Source organism: Pseudomonas sp. HD6422, from assembly GCF_025377065.1.
Lineage (GTDB): Bacteria > Pseudomonadota > Gammaproteobacteria > Pseudomonadales > Pseudomonadaceae > Aquipseudomonas > Aquipseudomonas putida_U.
This window is the reverse complement of the sequence record NZ_JAHWIW010000025.1, coordinates 49,180-67,342: the sequence shown is the minus strand read 5'-3', so window position 1 is coordinate 67,342 and position 18,163 is coordinate 49,180. Positions and strand designations below refer to the sequence as shown.

General features: G+C 61.9%; 15 protein-coding genes. 4 read left to right on the top strand and 11 right to left on the bottom strand.

The genetic code is table 11. The features are described from left to right. Positions 1-124 precede the first annotated feature (124 nt). From nuoF to KY379_RS18535, 7 genes are all read right to left on the bottom strand, one after another. Positions 125-1,489, bottom strand: coding sequence for an NADH-quinone oxidoreductase subunit NuoF (gene nuoF / locus KY379_RS18565; protein ID WP_133331888.1), 1,365 nt, complete (start codon positions 1,487-1,489; stop codon positions 125-127). Beyond that, the gene (nuoE, locus tag KY379_RS18560) at positions 1,486-1,983 is read right to left on the bottom strand and encodes an NADH-quinone oxidoreductase subunit NuoE (protein ID WP_261241111.1); all 498 of its coding nucleotides are present in this window, start codon (positions 1,981-1,983) and stop codon (positions 1,486-1,488) included. Before nuoE ends, nuoF begins: the two co-directional genes overlap by 4 nt. A 2-nt stretch (positions 1,984-1,985) precedes the next feature. Beyond that, on the bottom strand, positions 1,986-3,767 hold the full coding sequence (nuoC, locus tag KY379_RS18555) for an NADH-quinone oxidoreductase subunit C/D (RefSeq protein WP_133331889.1): 1,782 nt from the start codon (positions 3,765-3,767) through the stop codon (positions 1,986-1,988). A 77-nt stretch (positions 3,768-3,844) separates the two neighbouring features. Next, positions 3,845-4,522: a NuoB/complex I 20 kDa subunit family protein gene (locus KY379_RS18550; RefSeq protein ID WP_133331890.1), complete on the bottom strand. Its 678-nt coding sequence runs from the start codon at positions 4,520-4,522 to the stop codon at positions 3,845-3,847. A 9-nt stretch (positions 4,523-4,531) separates the two neighbouring features. Continuing rightward, on the bottom strand, positions 4,532-4,945 hold the full coding sequence (locus KY379_RS18545) for an NADH-quinone oxidoreductase subunit A (RefSeq protein ID WP_011534614.1): 414 nt from the start codon (positions 4,943-4,945) through the stop codon (positions 4,532-4,534). Positions 4,946-5,570: 625 nt separating this feature from the next. Then, a complete protein-coding gene (gene aceA, locus KY379_RS18540) occupies positions 5,571-6,896 on the bottom strand; it encodes an isocitrate lyase (RefSeq protein WP_133331891.1) in 1,326 nt (441 codons plus the stop codon). Positions 6,897-7,390: 494 nt separating this feature from the next. Further along, a complete protein-coding gene (locus KY379_RS18535; protein WP_133331892.1) occupies positions 7,391-8,125 on the bottom strand; it encodes a secretin N-terminal domain-containing protein in 735 nt (244 codons plus the stop codon). Between the two features lie 140 nt (positions 8,126-8,265). Between KY379_RS18535 and KY379_RS18530 the strand changes: the two genes are divergently transcribed. Then, the gene (locus KY379_RS18530; RefSeq protein ID WP_261241112.1) at positions 8,266-9,435 is read left to right on the top strand and encodes a hypothetical protein; all 1,170 of its coding nucleotides are present in this window, start codon (positions 8,266-8,268) and stop codon (positions 9,433-9,435) included. Between the two features lie 113 nt (positions 9,436-9,548). Next, the gene (locus KY379_RS18525) at positions 9,549-10,991 is read left to right on the top strand and encodes a SulP family inorganic anion transporter (RefSeq protein ID WP_261241113.1); all 1,443 of its coding nucleotides are present in this window, start codon (positions 9,549-9,551) and stop codon (positions 10,989-10,991) included. 131 nt (positions 10,992-11,122) lie between these two features. Here KY379_RS18525 and fusA read toward each other — a convergent pair whose 3' ends face one another. Both fusA and KY379_RS18515 read right to left on the bottom strand, forming a co-directional pair. Further along, positions 11,123-13,234 carry an elongation factor G gene (gene fusA / locus KY379_RS18520; protein WP_133331895.1) on the bottom strand — a complete coding sequence of 704 codons (2,112 nt, stop codon included), beginning with the start codon at positions 13,232-13,234 and terminating at the stop codon, positions 11,123-11,125. 74 nt (positions 13,235-13,308) lie between these two features. Then, entirely contained in the window at positions 13,309-13,734 is a 426-nt protein-coding gene (locus KY379_RS18515; RefSeq protein WP_133331896.1) for a hypothetical protein, read from the bottom strand. A gap of 183 nt (positions 13,735-13,917) precedes the next feature. On the opposite strand from KY379_RS18515, the gene KY379_RS18510 reads away from it, so the two are divergent. After that, positions 13,918-14,220: a hypothetical protein gene (locus tag KY379_RS18510; RefSeq protein ID WP_133331897.1), complete on the top strand. Its 303-nt coding sequence runs from the start codon at positions 13,918-13,920 to the stop codon at positions 14,218-14,220. A gap of 3 nt (positions 14,221-14,223) precedes the next feature. Here the strand turns inward: KY379_RS18510 and KY379_RS18505 are convergent, their stop codons facing one another. Next, a complete protein-coding gene (locus tag KY379_RS18505; RefSeq protein WP_196171598.1) occupies positions 14,224-15,474 on the bottom strand; it encodes an aspartate aminotransferase family protein in 1,251 nt (416 codons plus the stop codon). Between the two features lie 147 nt (positions 15,475-15,621). Continuing rightward, complete coding sequence (gene gcvA, locus KY379_RS18500) at positions 15,622-16,518, bottom strand: transcriptional regulator GcvA (RefSeq protein ID WP_133331899.1); 897 nt, start codon at positions 16,516-16,518, stop codon at positions 15,622-15,624. Between the two features lie 255 nt (positions 16,519-16,773). On the opposite strand from gcvA, the gene KY379_RS18495 reads away from it, so the two are divergent. Further along, positions 16,774-18,156, top strand: a complete 1,383-nt coding sequence (locus tag KY379_RS18495) for an amino acid permease (RefSeq protein ID WP_133331900.1) — start codon at positions 16,774-16,776, stop codon at positions 18,154-18,156. Positions 18,157-18,163 lie beyond the last annotated feature (7 nt).

Genomic DNA, 18,163 nt, shown 5'->3' with positions numbered 1-18,163 from the left:
GTTCTTCGTTGGCCCGCGTGAGCGGGCGTGGCTAATGGAAATCGGTGAGCCTGCGACCGGCCGCGAATCGTTCGGGCCGGCCTGCGGGCTGGCGGGTGGCACGGACCACCCGCGTTCTATCTTTTTATGCGCCGACCACAATCGGCTTCGCCAAATTTGGGCGCAGGGTGTCACCCGCAGTTGCGGGCGCGACACCGGCCTCGAATTCGGACCTGAAATACTTGATGGCACTGCCCAGCGGCTCGACGGCACCCGGTGCGTGAGCACAGAAGGTGCGGCCTGGGCCGAGGAAGTTGACCAGACCCAGCAGCGTCTCGATGTCTTCGGCGCGGCCTTGGCCTTTTTCCAGGGCGCGCAGCATCTTCACGCTCCACGGCAGGCCGTCGCGGCATGGGGTGCACCAGCCGCACGACTCGCGGGCGAAGAACTCTTCCATGTTGCGCAGCAGCGAGACCATGTTGATGCTGTCGTCAACGGCCATGGCCAGGCCAGTACCCATACGGGTGCCGACCTTGGCGATGCCACCGGCGTACATCTGCGCATCGAGGTGCTCGGGCAGCAGGAAGCCGGTACCGGCGCCGCCTGGCTGCCAGCACTTGAGCTTGAAGCCATCGCGCATGCCGCCGGCGTAGTCTTCGAACAACTCGCGCGCGGTCACGCCGAATGGCAGTTCCCAGAGGCCGGGATTTTTCACTTTGCCGGAGAAGCCCATCAGCTTGGTGCCGTGGTCCTCGCTGCCTTCGCGGGCCAGCGACTTGTACCAGTCATTGCCGTTGGCGACGATCGCCGGCACGTTGCACAGCGTCTCGACGTTGTTCACGCAGGTCGGCTTGCCCCACACGCCGACGGCGGCAGGGAAGGGCGGCTTGGAACGCGGGTTGGCGCGGCGGCCCTCGAGCGAGTTGATCAGCGCGGTTTCTTCACCGCAGATGTAGCGGCCGGCACCGGTGTGCACGAACAGCTCGAAGTCGAAGCCCGAACCGAGGATGTTCTTGCCCAGCAGTCCGGCGGCCTTGGCTTCGTCGATGGCGCGGTTGAGGTTCTTCGCCGCAGTGGTGTACTCACCGCGCAGGAAGATGTAGCCACGGTAGGCCTTCAGGGCGCGGGCGCTGATCAGCATGCCCTCGACCAGCAGATGGGGCTGTTGCTCCATCAGCATGCGGTCCTTCCAGGTGTTGGGCTCCATTTCATCCGCGTTGCACAGCAGGTAGCGGATGTTCATGGATTCGTCTTTGGGCATCAGGCCCCACTTCACGCCAGTGGGGAAGCCCGCGCCACCACGGCCCTTTAGGCCGGAGTCCTTGACGCTCTGCACGATATCGTCGGCAGACATCTCGGCCAATGCCTTGCGGGCAGCGGCGTAGCCGTTCTTGGACTGATACTCGGCAAGCCAGACCGGCTCGCCATCGTCCCGCAGGCGCCAGGTCAGCGGGTGGGTTTCGGCCGAACGCGCGATGCGGTTGGCCGGGCCGAAGGAAGTAATGGTCATACGTAACCCTCCAGCAGTTTGGAAACGCCAGCAGGCTGTACGTCGCCAAAGGTGTCATCGTCGATCATCAGTGCCGGCGCCTTGTCGCAGTTGCCCAGGCAGCACACCGGCAGCAAGGTGAAGCGGCCGTCGGCGGTGGTCTGGCCGAGGCCGATGCCCAGCTCGTTCTGGATCTGGCTGACCACCGACTCGTGGCCGCCGATGTAGCAAACCATGCTGTCGCACACGCGGATGATGTGGCGGCCGACCGGCTGGCGGAAGATCTGGCTGTAGAAGGTGGCGACACCCTCGACGTCACTGGCCGGAATGCCCAGCACTTCGCCGATGGCGTAGATGGCGCCGTCCGGCACCCAGCCACGTTCCTTCTGAACGATCTTCAAGGCTTCGATGGACGCCGCACGCGGGTCCTCGTAGTGATGCATTTCGTGCTCGATGGCCGAGCGCTCGGTTTCGCTCAGGGCGAAACGGTCTGTCTGGATAAGCGTGCTGTTCATGCTTAGCGGTCCACGTCAGCCATAACGAAGTCGATACTGCCCAGGTACGCGATGAGGTCGGCGACCATGCTGCCTTTGATCACCGAAGGGATCTGCTGCAGGTGCGGATAGCTCGGGGTACGGATCCGGGTGCGGTAGCTCATGGTGCCGCCATCGCTCGTCAGGTAGTAACTGTTGATGCCCTTGGTCGCCTCGATCATCTGGAACGACTCGTTGGCCGGCATCACCGGGCCCCACGAGACTTGCAGGAAGTGCGTGATCAGGGTCTCGATGTGCTGCAGGGTGCGCTCTTTCGGTGGCGGCGTGGTCAGCGGGTGATCCGCTTTGTACGGGCCTTCCGGCATGTTGCGCAGGCACTGGTCGATGATGCGGATACTCTGGCGCATCTCCTCGACACGGACCATGCAGCGATCGTAGGCATCGCCGTTGTGGGCCAGCGGTACTTCGAACTCGAAGTTCTCGTAGCCGGAGTAGGGGCGGGCTTTACGCAGGTCGAAGTCGCAACCGGTGGCGCGCAGGCCGGCACCGGTGGTGCCCCAGGCCAGCGCTTCTTTGGTGTTGTACGCAGCGACGCCGATGGTACGTCCTTTGAGGATGCTGTTCTGCAGGGCAGCCTTGGTGTATTCGTCCAGGCGCTTGGGCAGCCACTCGACGAAGTCCTTGACCAGCTTGTCCCAGCCGCGCGGCAGGTCGTGGGCGACGCCGCCGATGCGGTACCAGGCCGGGTGCAGGCGGAAACCAGTGATCGCCTCGATCACGGTATAGGCGCGCTGACGGTCGGTGAAGGTGAAGAACACCGGGGTCATGGCGCCGACGTCCTGGATGTAGGTGCCCAGGAACAGCAGGTGGCTGGTGATGCGGAAGAACTCGGCGAGCATGATGCGAATCACGTCGACCTTCTGCGGCACCTGGATGCCCGCCAACTTCTCGACCGCGAGCACGTATGGCAGGTTGTTCATCACCCCGCCGAGGTAGTCGATACGGTCGGTGTAGGGGATGAAGCTGTGCCAGGACTGGCGTTCGGCCATTTTCTCGGCGCCACGATGGTGGTAGCCGATGTCCGGTACGCAGTCGACGATTTCTTCGCCGTCCAGCTGCAGCACGATACGGAACGCACCGTGGGCCGAAGGGTGGTTGGGGCCGAGGTTGAGGAACATGTAGTCCTCGTTGGCGCCCTGGCGCTTCATGCCCCAGGCTTCCGGGTTGAAGCGTGCGGACTCCTCTTCAAGCTGCTGCTTGGCCAGGGTCAGGCTGTAGGGATCGAACTCGGTAGCGCGGGCCGGGTAGTCCTTGCGCAGCGGGTGACCTTCCCAGGTCGGCGGCATCATGATGCGGCTCAGGTGCGGGTGGCCGGCGAAATCGATGCCGAACATGTCCCACACTTCTCGCTCGTACCAGTTGGCGTTCGGCCAGATGCTGGTCACAGACGGCAGGTTCAGGTCGCCTTCGCTGAGCGAGACCTTGATCATCACGTCGCTGTTACGTTCGATCGACAGCAGGTGGTAGAACACGCTGAAGTCGGCGGCAGGCAGGCCGCGGCGCTGGGTGCGCAGGCGTTCGTCGACGCCGTGCAGGTCGTACAGCATGCTGTAGGGCTTGGCTACGCCGCGCAGGAAACTGAGCACTTCCTTGAGTTGGGCGCGTTGAACCCACAGCACGGGCATGCCGGTGCGGGTTTCCTGGGCGACGAATGCTTCGGCGCCGAATCGGTTGTGCAGTTCGACGACCACATCCTGGTCGTCTGCCTTGTAGGGCGGAATGTAAATAGCGTTGTCCGCTGTCATGGTCTCGGTCGCTTCGGGTCAGCGTTAAGAATGAAGCCAGGCCGCCGGCTCCTTGGAGCGGGCGGCAGGTCGCTGGATCAGACTTCGTCGGGGCTGCGCAGGTTGGTTACCGCAATGCGCTGTTCGCGACGCAGGTCTTTCTGAGCAGGCATCTCGGCACGGTAAATGCCTTGATCACCAACAACCCAGGAAAGCGGGCGTCGTTCTTGGCCGATCGACTCCTGCAGCAGCATCAAGCCTTGCAGGAAAGCCTCAGGGCGTGGCGGGCAGCCAGGCACGTAGACGTCCACGGGGAGGAACTTGTCGACCCCCTGAACGACCGAGTAGATGTCGTACATGCCGCCGGAGTTGGCGCACGAGCCCATGGAGATCACCCATTTCGGCTCGAGCATCTGCTCATAAAGACGCTGGATGACCGGCGCCATTTTCACGAAGCAGGTACCGGCGATGACCATGAAGTCGGCCTGACGCGGCGAGGCCCGGATGACTTCCGCGCCGAAGCGGGCGATATCGTGGGGTGCCGTGAAAGCCGTGGTCATTTCCACGTAGCAGCAGGACAGGCCGAAGTTGTACGGCCAGAGGGAGTTCTTGCGACCCCAGTTGACCGCGCCACGCAGCACATCTTCGAGCTTGCCCATGAAGATGTTCTTGTGGACCTGGTCCTCTAGCAGTTGATCGGTGACGGTTTCCCGTTCACCGACCGGGTACTGCTCGTTGGGCGCATCCGGATCGATTCTGGTGAGATTGTATTGCATGACAAAGCCTCATTGTTTCAGCTTCGCTTGCCGCTTGCGACGACCTTCGGGAGCCCAATCGAGCGCCCCGACGCGCCATAGGTAGACAAGACCAGCCAACAGAATTGCTATGAAAACGAGAGCTTCGACGAATCCGGTCCAGCCGCTTTCGCGGACGGACACAGACCATGCATACAGGAATAGGGCTTCGATATCGAAGATCACGAACAGCATCGCGACCAGATAGAATTTGGCGGACAGGCGCAGGCGGGCGCTGCCGACGGGCAGCATGCCGGATTCGAAGGGTTCGTTCTTGGCGCGGCCCCAGGCCTTGCTACCTAGCAGGCTGGACAGGCCGAGCATGAAGGCGCACAGGCCGACGACACCCAGGAGGAAAATGGCAAAGCCCCAGTTGTGGGCGATGAGTCCTGCCGAATCGGACATGCTAGAAATCCTTATACAGAGACCCAGCTCTGCAGTGTGAAATAGGTAGAGCGGCGACTTGGTGTCGCAGGCGCAGTGACCAAATGTCGCAGCTGAATCAATCGCGCTGATTTTATGGGTAAACCCGGTGCAAGTAAAATTTCTGTGGCACTTTTATTCGTAGGATTAAGAACATAAACCTCGCCTAACTGGCTGAAACCCTTGAGTTTCGGGGATTGTGCGCGGTTTTGTTAATTATGTTTCTTGTGCGCTGTAACGAAATGTTGGTTTCGTAATGATAATTAATATCATCTGAAGGGGCCGTATTAATTCGACTGTTTGCTGGTGCCGCCAAGTTCATGTGCGCACCTCCCTCCTTGCAAATGCGAAAAACTCTCGTTCTACCAGTATCGGACCGCTCGCGTACCGTCCTGGGTCAATGTTTTGTCGATGAGGGAGTGTTGGTGCCTATATAAGGAAGGCACGCTGGCGTGAAGGGGCAGATGTCTTGGATGAGGCATGGGCGGTCCTTGCTGCTGTGCTGCCTCAAGCATAGACCTGATCCGCAGGATTGCTGTGACCCTTGCGGGCAAAAAACAAGGCCCGGGGCTCTGGCGAACCCCGGGCCTTGTTCAGGGCATTGCTATCAGTGGAACTGCTCTTCCTCGGTCGAGCCGGTCAGGGCGGTCACCGACGAAGCGCCACCCTGGATCACGGTGGTCATGTCGTCGAAGTAACCCGTGCCGACCTCCTGCTGGTGCGCCACGAAGGTGTAGCCCTTGCTGGCGTCGGCGAATTCCTGCTCCTGCAGCTTCACGTAGGCAGTCATGTCGTTGCGGGCGTAGTCGTGCGCCAGATTGAACATGCCGTGCCACATGTTGTGAATGCCCGCCAGGGTGATGAACTGGTGCTTGTAACCCATGGCCGACAACTCGCGCTGGAACTTGGCGATGGTCGCGTCGTCCAGGTTTTTCTTCCAGTTGAACGACGGCGAGCAGTTGTAGGACAGGATCTGGTCCGGGTACTCCTTCTTGATTGCCTCGGCGAAGCGACGGGCTTCGTCCAGGTCCGGCTTGGCGGTCTCGCACCAGATCAGGTCGGCATACGGTGCGTAGGCCAGGCCGCGGGCGATGGCCTGGTCGAGGCCGGCGCGGACCTTGTAGAAGCCTTCACGGGTACGCTCGCCGACCACGAATGGCTGATCGTATGGGTCGCAGTCGCTGGTCAGCAGGTCGGCGGCGTTGGCGTCGGTCCGTGCCAGGATGATGGTCGGTACGCCCGACACGTCAGCGGCAAGGCGTGCTGCAACCAGCTTCTGCACGGCTTCCTGGGTCGGTACCAGTACCTTGCCACCCATGTGGCCGCATTTTTTCACCGAGGCCAGCTGATCTTCGAAGTGCACCCCGGCGGCGCCGGCTTCGATCATGTTCTTCATCAGCTCGTAGGCATTCAGGACGCCGCCGAAACCGGCTTCGGCATCGGCCACGATCGGCGCGAAGTAATCGACGTAACCGTCGTCACCCGGGTTCTTGCCGGCTTTCCACTGGATCTGGTCGGCACGGCGGAACGCATTGTTGATGCGCTTGACCACGGTCGGTACCGAGTCGACCGGGTACAGCGACTGATCGGGGTACATGGACTCGGCCGAGTTGTTGTCGGCGGCCACCTGCCAGCCCGACAGGTAGATGGCCTGGATGCCAGCCTTGACCTGCTGCACAGCCTGGCCGCCGGTCAGGGCGCCCATGCAATTGACGAAATCTTTTTCTGGGCGGAAGGAGGGGTGGGCACCTTCGGTGACCAGCTTCCACAGTTTTTCTGCACCCAGGCGCGCCAGGGTGTGCTCCGGTTGCAGCGAGCCACGCAGGCGAACGACATCGGCGGCGGTGTAGGTACGGGTCACGCCTTTCCAGCGCGGGTTCTCGGCCCAGTCTTTCTCGAGGGCTGCAATTTGCTGTTCGCGTGTCAGTGCCATGGAAATAAACCTCGTCGCATCGATCTTGGGGTAATTGTGCTGATGCTCGGAATGCCGGGTCAGGGGGCTGACGGCTGTCTTGTTCGCAGGTTTGCGGCGGCGACGAGAAGGCGCGAAGGAGGAAGGAAGGTGCAGGCCAGGCGAAGGTGTGCCCATGCAGGTTGGCTCGTGGATGCCGTGCTGCGGTGCGACGCGATTGCCGGTGCTGCGGTGATGCGCTTCCGTCCCTCGGGACAACTTCTTCGTTGCAGTCGCAATCCCGTCGAACCGCCTTGTGGGCCGTATAGACACGAGGCGCCTCCAGGGGTGGGAGGAGGGTGCCTCGGAGGCCCTTGCCAGGGCCCCTGATTAGCGGGAGCGAGGCCATCATGCCCTTGGGAAAAAGACCCTGTCAAATGTTTTGTAGTGCTTTTTTATCTCTACTACATCTTTGGTCTTATACGACTCGTCGGTCAGTTTCGAGGCCTTGGGTCGAGGCCTCGAATTACCTGGGTTCACTGCAAAAGGTCGACTTTTACCCGCAAAGTCATGTTTTCACCCCGTTGTGTGCTGTAGGTGAGCGAGGATGGCGCGTGGTCAGCTTGGCTCTGCTGGTTGTAGCCTGCCAGTGTGATCCATTCGCCGAGCTTTCCGGTGACTGTCGTGTCGGTGCTTTGCACTTTCACTACATCTGCACGTTCCTGGCTGATGCGGTCATTATTGCTGCTTATTTGCAGACGAACCGTTTCTCCGACCAGGCTGGGCGTAACGTAGAAACCTTGGGTCACATTGCGGTATTCGGTATTGCTCTGAATGCGCCCGTAGCCGTCGGTGCTGGTACTGGTGATGGGGATGCTTTGACCGATCTGAATCAACGCCGGCTGGCCTTCGCTGGCCTGGATCTGCTGCAGGCCGCCCTCGCGATTGGACGTGCCATAACGGATGATCCGCGCATTGCCGTGATTGTCCTGAAAGTTGCTGTCGCTGTTGTCGACGCTGATCAACAGCCGCTTGGGCGCCGTATCGAGCTGTTGCAACAGCGTGCGCAGGTCGTCGATGCGTTCTGGACTGGCGTTGACGATGAGCGTGTTCTCGAACGCGCTGACCGTACCGTCCTTGCCCAGGAACCCCTGGGCCGTGGGCAGCAGTTCGGCGCTGGTACGATGCTGCAATGGCAGCACTTCGGTAGCGGCATGGGCGGTCAGGCTGCCGGTCAGCAGCAAGGCAGCGATGAGGGGGCGTAGCGGCATGTGCGTAATCTCCGCGGGTAGAATCAGCATGATGGCAAATTTGCTGGCGTCGTGCCGGTTGCGTGTCACAGGCTGTGTTTTATCTACAATTATCCGGTAGGCTATAAATTATAGTTGATTTGATAAATGAGGATATTGGCATGAGCCCATCCCGCCCGATGTTCCGCCGCGAGCAACTGGCCCAGGCCCTTGCCCGCGACCTGGCCGGCGAGTCGCTGGTCGACTTCAGCTCCGGCATGTTTCTCGCCGCCCCTCGACGTACCGGCAAAAGCACGTTCCTCAACAATGATTTCATCCCCGAATGCGTGCGGCGCGGTTGGCTGCCGGTTTACGTCGACCTGTGGTCGGACCGCGATGTCGACCCGGCCACGTTGATCAGTGGCGCCATCGGCACGGCCCTGGCCGGTTTCGAAGGCGCCTTGGCGCGTACCGCGAAAAAAGCCGGCATCGACAAGATCAACCTGTTGCGCACCCTGAGCTGGGATTTCACCCGCCCACAATTGCCGGCCGGGACCACCTTGGCCCAGGCCCTGGCGGTGCTGCACCAAGTGAGCGGGCAGATGCTGGTGCTGATCGTCGACGAGGCTCAACACGCCCTCAACAGCGAGGACGGGCTCAATGCCATGTTCGCTCTCAAGGCCGCACGCGACCACCTCAACCGCGGTGACCGCCCCGATGGCTTGCGTCTGGTGTTTACCGGTTCCAGTCGCGACAAGCTGGCCAATCTGGTGCTCAAGAGCAAGCAACCGTTCTACGGTGCCAGCATTACCCCGTTCCCGTTGCTGGGCAGTGACTTCGTCGAGTTCATCACCGTCCTGTGGAACGGCCGCCTGGCTGCCAGCAACCAATTCAAGGTCGAAGATCTGGAGTACGCCTTCGAACGCGTCGGGCGGCGCCCGGAAATGCTCGGCAAGTTGCTCACCGAGGTCAGCCTTGGCCTGGGCGAGGCAGGCCATCTGGGTGAGCTGTTGCGCACCGGCGCGCTCAACCACCAGGCCGGGGTGTGGAGCGATTACGAGAGCGCCTGGAACGACCTGTCGCCGTTGCAGCAGGCTGTGCTGCAGGTGATGGCCGAGCGCACCTTGAGGCGACAGCCCTTCTCGCCGTTCACCGAGCAGACGCTGCTGGAGGTCAACCGCAAGCTCGAACATGCCCAGGCGCAAGCCAATGCCAGTACCGCCAACGTGCAAAAGGCCCTCGATGCCCTGCGTGACAAAGAACTCATCTGGAAGGCCAACCGCGGCGAGTACGCCCTGGAAGACGGTGCCATGGCCGAATGGTTGGGCCGGGATGGGCGTTCCGGGCCATAGCGATGGCCACTATCAGACAAATTCCGTAACATCGCGGGCCACGATTTTTTTTCTGGCCCCCATCACGGCCCTGTGCTCTGCACCTGGTCCCAGGGGGCCGTCACAGGAAACCAATGAAAACTGCTCGACTCCGCGCCGACGTGCTCGCCGGCCTGACCACCTCCTTCGCCTTGGTGCCCGAGTGCATCGCCTTCGCCCTGGTGGCACACCTGAACCCGTTGATGGGCCTGTATGGCGCCTTCATCATCTGCACTCTGACCGCGCTGTTCGGCGGACGCCCGGGCATGATCTCCGGCGCTGCCGGGTCGATGGCCGTGGTGATCGTGGCGCTGGTGGTGCAACAGGGTGTGCAGTATCTGCTGGCTACGGTAGTGCTTGGCGGATTGATCATGATCCTGTTCGGCGTCTTGCGTCTGGGCAAGCTGGTGCGCCTGGTGCCGTATCCGGTGATGCTCGGCTTCGTCAATGGCCTGGCGATCGTCATTGCGATGGCTCAGTTGGAGCACTTCAAGCACGGTGAGGCCTGGCTTGAGGGGACCGCGCTGTACCTCATGATCGGCCTGGTGGCGTTGACCATGCTGGTGGTCTATGTGCTTCCCAAACTCACTCGCGCGGTGCCGCCGGCCCTGGTGGCGATTCTTGGCGTGGGCCTTCTGGTATATCTGCTGGGGCTGCCGACGCGCACCCTTGGCGACATGGCGCATATCGCGGGTGGACTGCCTCAGTTTGCGCTGCCGCAAGTGCCTTGGAATCTCGAGACCCTGAAAATCATTGCCCCGTACGCGGTATTGATGGCCATGGTCGGCCTGCTGGAAACGCTGCTGACCCTCAATCTCACCGACGAGATCACCGAGAGCCGCGGCTTCCCGGACCGTGAATGCGTCGCGCTGGGGGCTGCCAACATGGCGTCTGGCCTGTGTGGCGGCATGGGTGGCTGCGCGATGATCGGGCAGACCGTGATCAACCTCAGCTCCAATGGTCGTGGGCGTCTGTCCGGCGTGGTTGCTGGCGTGATGATCCTGTTGTTCGTGCTGTTCCTGTCGCCGTTGATCGAGCGCATTCCGCTGGCGGCGTTGGTCGGGGTGATGTTCGTGGTGGCCCAGCAGACCTTTGCCTGGGCCTCGCTGCGGGTGCTGCACAAGGTGCCGGTCAACGACGTGCTGGCGATCGTCGCAGTGACCGTGGTCACGGTGCTCACCGACCTGGCCATGGCGGTGCTGTTCGGTATCGTCATCGCTGCCGTGAACTTCGCCTGGCAGCATGCGCGCGAGCTGTATGCCGACAGCCATGAAGACGCCGAGGGTGGCAAGCATTACCAGGTCCATGGCACCTTGTTCTTCGCCTCGACTGCGCCGTTTCTCAATCAATTCGACCCGGCCAATGACCCGGACAAGGTGACCCTGGACTGCCAGCACCTACGTTTCGTCGATTATTCGGCGATCGCTGCGCTGACCACGCTGCGCGAGCGATACACCAAGGCGGGTAAGCACTTGCGGGTGGTGCATTTGTCTGAGCGTTGCAAGAAGCTGTTGAGGAGGGCAGGGGAGCAGCATTAGAAGAGGTGGTTGGCCGGGCGGGCCCTTTCGCGGGCAAGCCCGCTCCCACAGGATCCCCACCGCTTTCAGATGTTGTGCTACCCCTGTGGGAGCGGGCTTGCCCGCGAAGAGGCCCGCCCGGACACCGCGAGTCACTCCCCGCGGCTTTTCTTCACGATCGCATCGGCAATGCTCGCCGGCGCCTCTGCATAGCGGGTGAACTCCATCGAGTAGCTCGCTCGGCCCTGGGTCATCGAACGCATCGAGGTGGCGTAGCCGAACATCTCGCCCAGCGGCACCTCGGCCCGGATCACCTTGCCAGCCGGGGTCTCGTCGCCATCCTGGATCATCCCACGGCGCCGGCTCAGGTCGCCCATGATGTCGCCCTGGTACTCCTCCGGGGTGACCACCTCGACCTTCATCACCGGCTCGAGCAACACCGCGCCGCCTTTTTGCGACAACTGCTTGGTGGCCATCGAGGCGGCGATCTTGTAGGCCATCTCGTTCGAGTCGACGTCGTGGTAGGAGCCATCGTAGACCGCCGCCTTCAGACTGATCAGCGGGTAGCCGGCGAGGACGCCGTTCTTCATCTGCTCCTCGATACCTTTCTGGATGGCCGGAATGTATTCGCGCGGCACCACGCCGCCAACGATCTCATTGATGAACTCCAGGCCTTCCTGGCCTTCGTCTCCCGGCGCGAAGCGGATCCAGCAATGCCCATACTGGCCGCGCCCGCCGGATTGGCGCACGAAGCGGCCTTCGATCTCGCAGGTGTTGCGGATCTTCTCGCGGTAGGCCACCTGCGGTTTGCCGATGTTGGCCTCGACATTGAACTCGCGGCGCATGCGGTCGACGATGATGTCCAAGTGCAGTTCACCCATACCGGAAATGATCGTCTGGCCAGTTTCTTCATCGGTCCTGACCCGGAACGAGGGGTCTTCCTGGGCCAGTTTGCCCAGGGCGATGCCCATTTTCTCCTGGTCGGCCTTGGTCTTGGGTTCCACTGCCACGGAGATGACCGGATCAGGGAAATCCATGCGTTCGAGGATGATCGGCTTGTCGATGTCGCACAGGGTATCGCCGGTGGTGACGTCCTTCATGCCGATCAGGGCGGCGATGTCGCCGGCGCACACGTCCTTGATCTCGGCGCGCTGGTTGGCGTGCATCTGCACCATGCGGCCGATGCGCTCTTTCTTGCCCTTGACCGAGTTGAGCACGGCATTGCCCGAGCTCAGCACGCCGGAATAGACCCGGGCAAAGGTCAGGGTACCGACGAAGGGGTCGGTGGCGATCTTGAACGCCAGTGCGGAGAACGGCTCGTTATCGTCGGCGTGGCGCTCCAGGTGTTTCTCTTCGTCATCCGGGTCGGTACCGCGAATCGCCGGAATCTCCGAGGGCGCCGGCAGGTAGTCGATGACCGCATCGAGCATCAGCGGAACGCCCTTGTTCTTGAAAGAGGATCCGAGGATGGTCGGCACGATCTCGTTGTTGAGCGTCCGTTTACGCAGCCCAGCCTTGATTTCCTCGATGCTCAGTTCCTCGCCATCCAGAAACTTCAGGGTCAGTTCATCGTCGGCCTCGGCAGCGGCCTCGACCATGTGCGCCCTCCATTCGTCGGCCAGCGCCTTGAGCTCGTTGGGGATCTCTTCTTCCCGGTAGCTGGTGCCCTGGTCGGCATCGTTCCAGTAGATAGCCTTCATCTTCACCAGGTCGATCTGGCCGATGAAGTTTTCTTCGCTGCCGATCGCCAGCTGGATGGGCACCGGATGATGGCCCAGGCGTTGGTCGATCTGCTTGACCACGCGCAGGAAGTCAGCGCCCTGGCGGTCCATCTTGTTGATGTAGGCCAGGCGCGGTACATGGTACTTATTGGCCTGGCGCCAGACCGTCTCCGATTGCGGCTCGACCCCGTCGGCACCACTGAACACCACGACCGCGCCGTCGAGCACGCGCAGCGAACGCTCCACTTCGATGGTGAAGTCGACGTGGCCGGGGGTATCGATGATGTTGAAGCGGTAGCGGTCGGCGAACTGCTTGGTCGAGCCCTGCCAGAACGCCGTGGTGGCGGCGGAGGTGATGGTGATGCCGCGCTCCTGTTCCTGGGCCATCCAGTCCATGGTCGCGGCGCCATCATGCACCTCGCCCATCTTGTGGTTGACTCCGGTGTAGAACAGGATGCGTTCGGTGGTGGTGGTCTTGCCGGCGTCCACGTGGGCGACGATACCGATATTGCGGTACAGCTCGATAGGCGTTGTGCGGGCCATGGTCGACTACCTGCGGCGGTGCGGGGATCCTCCCAAGGTAGCAGACCGGGAGAATCCTGCCGCCCCGCCGGACGTCAGTCGGCCTGGGCTTGCAGCATCCACTGACCTTCCACTTCGCGGGCCAGTCCGCTGGCCGGCAGCAGCGCCAGCAGGCGCGGGTGCAGGGCCGCCTCGGTGAAGATCTTGAGCGTGGCCAGGTCGAGCGCGCCGGTCGGGTTGAGTTCGGCCTTGGTGTACGACAGCCAGGCTTTTTTCAGGACCTGCAGCACATCGCTGCCTGCCGTGCTGGCGAAGCGGCGGTGCAGTTGACGGCCATCGAGGGTGAAGCTGTGCTGATGGTTGTAGCTGGCCGGGTCACTGCCTTCGCCACAGCGATGGCAGGTGCAGGGACCCTCGCCGAAGGCATTGCGCAGGTAGTTGTTGAAGTCCACGACGGGCTTGAGGGTCAGGCGTTTGTCGACCTCGAACAGGTCGGCGATCAGGGGTTCTTCGGCGCTCACTCGGTGTCCTCGTGTGGTGTGGCGTGCATCGCCGGCACCCTAACAGATTGGCGGCGGGGAGGCCATTTGCATCTCCTTTCGCCTTGTGCGGGCAGTCCCCGCAGCGGCCGCTAGAGACAAGCGCCTACACGTGCCGTACTCTACGCGCCCATCCACCTACGTATCGTTCCGAGGTAAACCCGTTTGAGCAACAAGTACCCGTACATCGCCACCGTCACCGTCAGCGCCGAAGACCGCGGTGGTGACACCGAGGCTTCGGAAAACCCCAGCATGCGTGTCGGCCTGGAGGCGGTGACCGAAACCCTGAAGAAGGTGCATTTCGTCGGTACGCTCGCAGCCCCGGAAAAATCCCCGACGCATATCTGCGTGACCTTGGAGAACGGCCTGACCTACTACGGTCCGATCGTCAACGGTCACGCCGAACTCGAAGGCGGCTGGATCGCCTTCGAATCCGACATGCTCACCCCCGAAGAGCTGGGCCTGTAACGCTCAAGCCAGTTCCGCCAGGCACTGCTCGAGGATATCCAGGCCTTCCTCGAGCACCTCGGCCTCGATGGTCAAGGGCGCCAGCAGGCGGATGATGTGTCGCGCCTTGCCGCTGGGCATCAGCAGCAAACCTTTGTCTCGGGCCGCTTCCAGTACTTTGGTCAGTTGCGCCGGTGCGGGGCTGCCATCGGCATGGACGAATTCGATGCCGCGCATGGCGCCGACACCGGTCAGGCGACCGATGAAGGGGCTCAGTCCGGTGGCCTGCCAGCGCGCATGGCGGCTGACGATGGCCTGCTCCTGCCGCTCGCCCCAGGTCGCAATGTGCTCATCGGTCATCTGTGCAAGGCTGGCCAGGGCTGCCGCGCAGGCAATCGGGTTGCCTGAGTAGGTCCCGCCCAGGCCACCCTTGGGCAATGCTGCCATCAGTTCCTTGCGGCCAACCACCGCGCCCAGTGGCATGCCCCCGGCGATGCTCTTGGCCAGCAATAGCAGGTCTGGCTCGATACCCAGGCGCGGGAAGGCGAAACGTTGGCCGGTGCGGCCGAAGCCAGACTGGATTTCGTCGATGATCAACAGGATGCCGTGTTCATCGCAGAGTCGGCGCAGGGCCTGGGCGAACGCGGGGTCCAGAGCCAGGAAGCCGCCTTCGCCTTGCACTGGTTCGATGATGAAGGCCGCCACGTCCTCTACCGCCAGCTCCACGCTGAACAAGCGATCCATGGCCTTGAGCGCCTGTTCGCAGGTGATGCCGGTGTCACCGCTGGGGTAGGGCAGGTGGTACACCGGCCCTGGCAGGTCGCCCACTCGCTGCTTGTATGGCGCGACCTTGCCGTTGAGGTTCAGGGTGGCCAGGGTGCGGCCGTGGAAGCCGCCATCGAAGGCGATGATCGCGCGTTTTCCTGTGGCACCACGGGCCACTTTCAAGGCGTTTTCCGCCGCTTCCGCGCCGCTGTTGGTGAGCATCCCGGCCAAGGGGTAGCTGACCGGAACGAACTGGCGCAGACGCTCCATCAGCTCCAGATAGGGGCCATGGGGCGCGGCGTTGAAGGCATAGTGGGTGAGCCGACCGGCTTGAGCCTGGATGGCTGCGACCACGGCAGGGTTGCAATGCCCCAGGTTGAGCACGCCGATACCGCCGACGAAGTCGATATAACGTTTACCCGTGATATCCCAAACTTCGGCATTGCGGCCATGGGAAAGTGTGATCGGATGAACGATGGCAATGGATTGACTGATACTTTCCTGGTTCATGGGCACGCAGACCTTGTTCGAGTTTCTTAATATCCAAGCGTGTCGGGGTATTATTCCGCAAACGAATTATTCGATTGCGATCATTCCACCGATTCATGAAATTTTCGCTTTATGGTGTGTTTGTTTGCCTTTTCGCGGGCACCCACCTCAAACCCCCTCAGCCACCCGCTCCCGTATCCACTGCACGAAGGCCCTGACCTTGGGCACCTCGGCCGCATGTTCGGCATGGGCGATGAAGTGCCGGCCATTGCTCGCTAGCGGATGATCCCAGGGCACCACCAGCTTGCCTTCGCTCAGCTCTTCGGCCACCAGGTAACGGGGAATCAGGGCGATGCCGCAGCCCGCAATGGCCGCGCGAATGCACAGGTAGAACGTGTCGAAGCGGGGGCCGTGGTAGCTGTTCTGGCTATGCAGGCCCAACCCGAGAAACCATTCATGCCAGGCCTCGGGGCGCGATGCGCATTGCAGCAGGCGGTGTTCGGTGAGCGCCTCGGCGCTGTCGAAGCGGAATCTGGCCTGCAACTGCGGGGCGCACACCGGCACCACCTCTTCGCTGAACAGTTCGATGCAGGTCGCCCCGGGCCAAGTGCCCTGGCCGAAGAAAAAGGCGATGTCGGCCTTGGCTTGTACCAGGTCGAAGGGCTCCAGTTCATTGCGGATGTCCAAGTGGATGCGCGGGTGGCGTTCGCCAAAGCCCTTGAGCCGGGGTACCAGCCAGCGGGCACCGAAGGTCGGTTGGGTGGCGATGCGCAGCACTTCGGTTTCGTCGCCGTAGCTGAGGATGTAGCGGCTGGAGATGTCGATCTGGGTGAGGATCTTGTTCACCTCGGTCAGGTACAGGGCGCCCGCCGGGGTCAGGTGCAGGCGTCGACGAATCCTTTGGAACAGAGAGTGCGAAAGCATGTCCTCGAGCTGAGCCACTTGCTTGCTGACCGCGCTCTGGGTCAGGTGCAGCTCCTGCGCGGCGCGGGTGAAGCTCAGGTGCCGGGCAGCGGCTTCGAAGCACTGCAGGGCCGTGGTGGAAGGCATCAATCGTTTGGACATGGTAGGCGTGTACCGAGCGAAAAAAGGAAAGAGTTCATTCCGTATCGGAATTATGTGCTTCGAAAAGGTCGTTTGTTGACCCGGCCCTATAGATTAATACTGACCTCGATCAATAATGACAACCGGTGTTGCGAAGTAGGAGGAAAGTGCGCGACACCGTGATCAGAAAAACAAAAAGAGCAACACGACCTACAAGAATTCTGCTCCAACTCTTCAGCCGCCCAACGTCGCGGCCGACCCATTAGAGGGTTCTCCATGGCTTCGCTAGATAACAAGAAACAGCGTTCCCTGCAGCACGGTTTGACCTCCCGTCAGGTCTCCATGATCTCCATCGCCGGCATCATCGGGGCCGGCCTGTTCATTGGCTCGTCGAACGCCATCGCGACCGCCGGGCCGGCCATTCTCATTTCCTACGCCATGACCGGACTGCTGGTCCTTCTGGTGATGCGCATGCTCGGTGAAATGGCAATTGCCAACCCCAGCAGCGGCTCATTCTCCACCTACGCCAGCGAGGCCATCGGCCCTTGGGCAGGCTTTACCATCGGGTGGTTGTACTGGTGGTTCTGGGTATTGATCATCCCGGTCGAAGCCATCGCCGGCGCCGATATCCTGCATGCCTACTTCCCGGCGGTGCCGTCCTGGCTGTTCGCCTTCCTGATCATGGTCGTGCTGTCGGGCACCAACCTGGTCAGCGTCAAGAACTTCGGTGCGTTCGAGTACTGGTTCGCCCTGGTCAAGGTCATCGCCATCCTGGCCTTCATCGTCGTCTGCAGCCTGGCCGTGTTCGGCTTCTGGCCGCTGGCCGAAGTGTCCGGGGTCAGCCGCCTGTGGGACAGCGGCGGCTTCATGCCCAATGGCTTCGGCACGGTGCTCGGTGGCGTATTGATCACTATCTTCTCGTTCTTCGGCGCCGAGATCGTCACCATTGCCGCGGACGAGACCGCCAACCCCAAGGACAAGATCCGCCGCGCCACCAACCTGGTGGTGTACCGCATCGCCATTTTCTACCTGGCGTCGATCTTCCTGGTGGTATCGCTGGTGGCTTGGAATGACCCTGGCCTGAAGGCGGTAGGCTCGTTCCAGCGCGTGCTGGAAGTGCTCAACGTGCCGGGCGCCAAGCTGCTGGTCGACCTGGTGGTGCTGGTGGCGGTGACCAGTTGCATGAACTCGGGGCTGTATACCGCATCGCGCATGCTTTACTCACTCGGTGCCCGGGGCCAGGCGCTGAGCATGACCAAGCGCATTTCCGGGGCGGGCGTGCCGACCGTGGCCGTGGTGCTCTCCACCCTGGCCGGCTTCGTCGGTTGCTTCGTCAACTATGTGCTGCCGGGTAAGGTGTTCGGCTTCCTGCTATCGACCACCGGCGCCATCGCCTTGCTGGTGTACCTGGTGATCGCTGTTTCGCAACTGCGCATGCGTGCTAGGGCCGAGCGCGAAGGGCAGGCACTGGAGCTGAAAATGTGGTTGTTCCCGTGGCTGACCTGGGCGGTGATCGGCACCATCGTGATGGTGCTCGGTTACATGTTGTTCAGCGATGCCTACCGCTACGAAACTCTGATGACGGCGGGTGTGACCCTGTTCATCCTACTGGTCTCGATGACCCAGCGTGTTGGCAAAGGGGTTGTCCAGCCAGCCTGATGGATCG

Excerpts from the sequence above, each read along its gene's own strand:
- KY379_RS18545 (WP_011534614.1), bottom strand. The coding sequence starts at position 4,945 with ATGTCCGATTCGGCAGGACTCATCGCCCACAACTGGGGCTTTGCCATT.
- nuoF (WP_133331888.1), bottom strand. The coding sequence starts at position 1,489 with ATGACCATTACTTCCTTCGGCCCGGCCAACCGCATCGCGCGTTCGGCC.
- KY379_RS18550 (WP_133331890.1), bottom strand. The coding sequence starts at position 4,522 with ATGCAATACAATCTCACCAGAATCGATCCGGATGCGCCCAACGAGCAG.
- nuoE (WP_261241111.1), bottom strand. The coding sequence starts at position 1,983 with ATGAACAGCACGCTTATCCAGACAGACCGTTTCGCCCTGAGCGAAACC.
- KY379_RS18535 (WP_133331892.1), bottom strand. The coding sequence starts at position 8,125 with ATGCCGCTACGCCCCCTCATCGCTGCCTTGCTGCTGACCGGCAGCCTG.
- KY379_RS18525 (WP_261241113.1), top strand. The coding sequence starts at position 9,549 with ATGAAAACTGCTCGACTCCGCGCCGACGTGCTCGCCGGCCTGACCACC.
- KY379_RS18495 (WP_133331900.1), top strand. The coding sequence starts at position 16,774 with ATGGCTTCGCTAGATAACAAGAAACAGCGTTCCCTGCAGCACGGTTTG.
- gcvA (WP_133331899.1), bottom strand. The coding sequence starts at position 16,518 with ATGTCCAAACGATTGATGCCTTCCACCACGGCCCTGCAGTGCTTCGAA.
- nuoC (WP_133331889.1), bottom strand. The coding sequence starts at position 3,767 with ATGACAGCGGACAACGCTATTTACATTCCGCCCTACAAGGCAGACGAC.
- fusA (WP_133331895.1), bottom strand. The coding sequence starts at position 13,234 with ATGGCCCGCACAACGCCTATCGAGCTGTACCGCAATATCGGTATCGTC.
- KY379_RS18530 (WP_261241112.1), top strand. The coding sequence starts at position 8,266 with ATGAGCCCATCCCGCCCGATGTTCCGCCGCGAGCAACTGGCCCAGGCC.
- KY379_RS18505 (WP_196171598.1), bottom strand. The coding sequence starts at position 15,474 with ATGAACCAGGAAAGTATCAGTCAATCCATTGCCATCGTTCATCCGATC.
- aceA (WP_133331891.1), bottom strand. The coding sequence starts at position 6,896 with ATGGCACTGACACGCGAACAGCAAATTGCAGCCCTCGAGAAAGACTGG.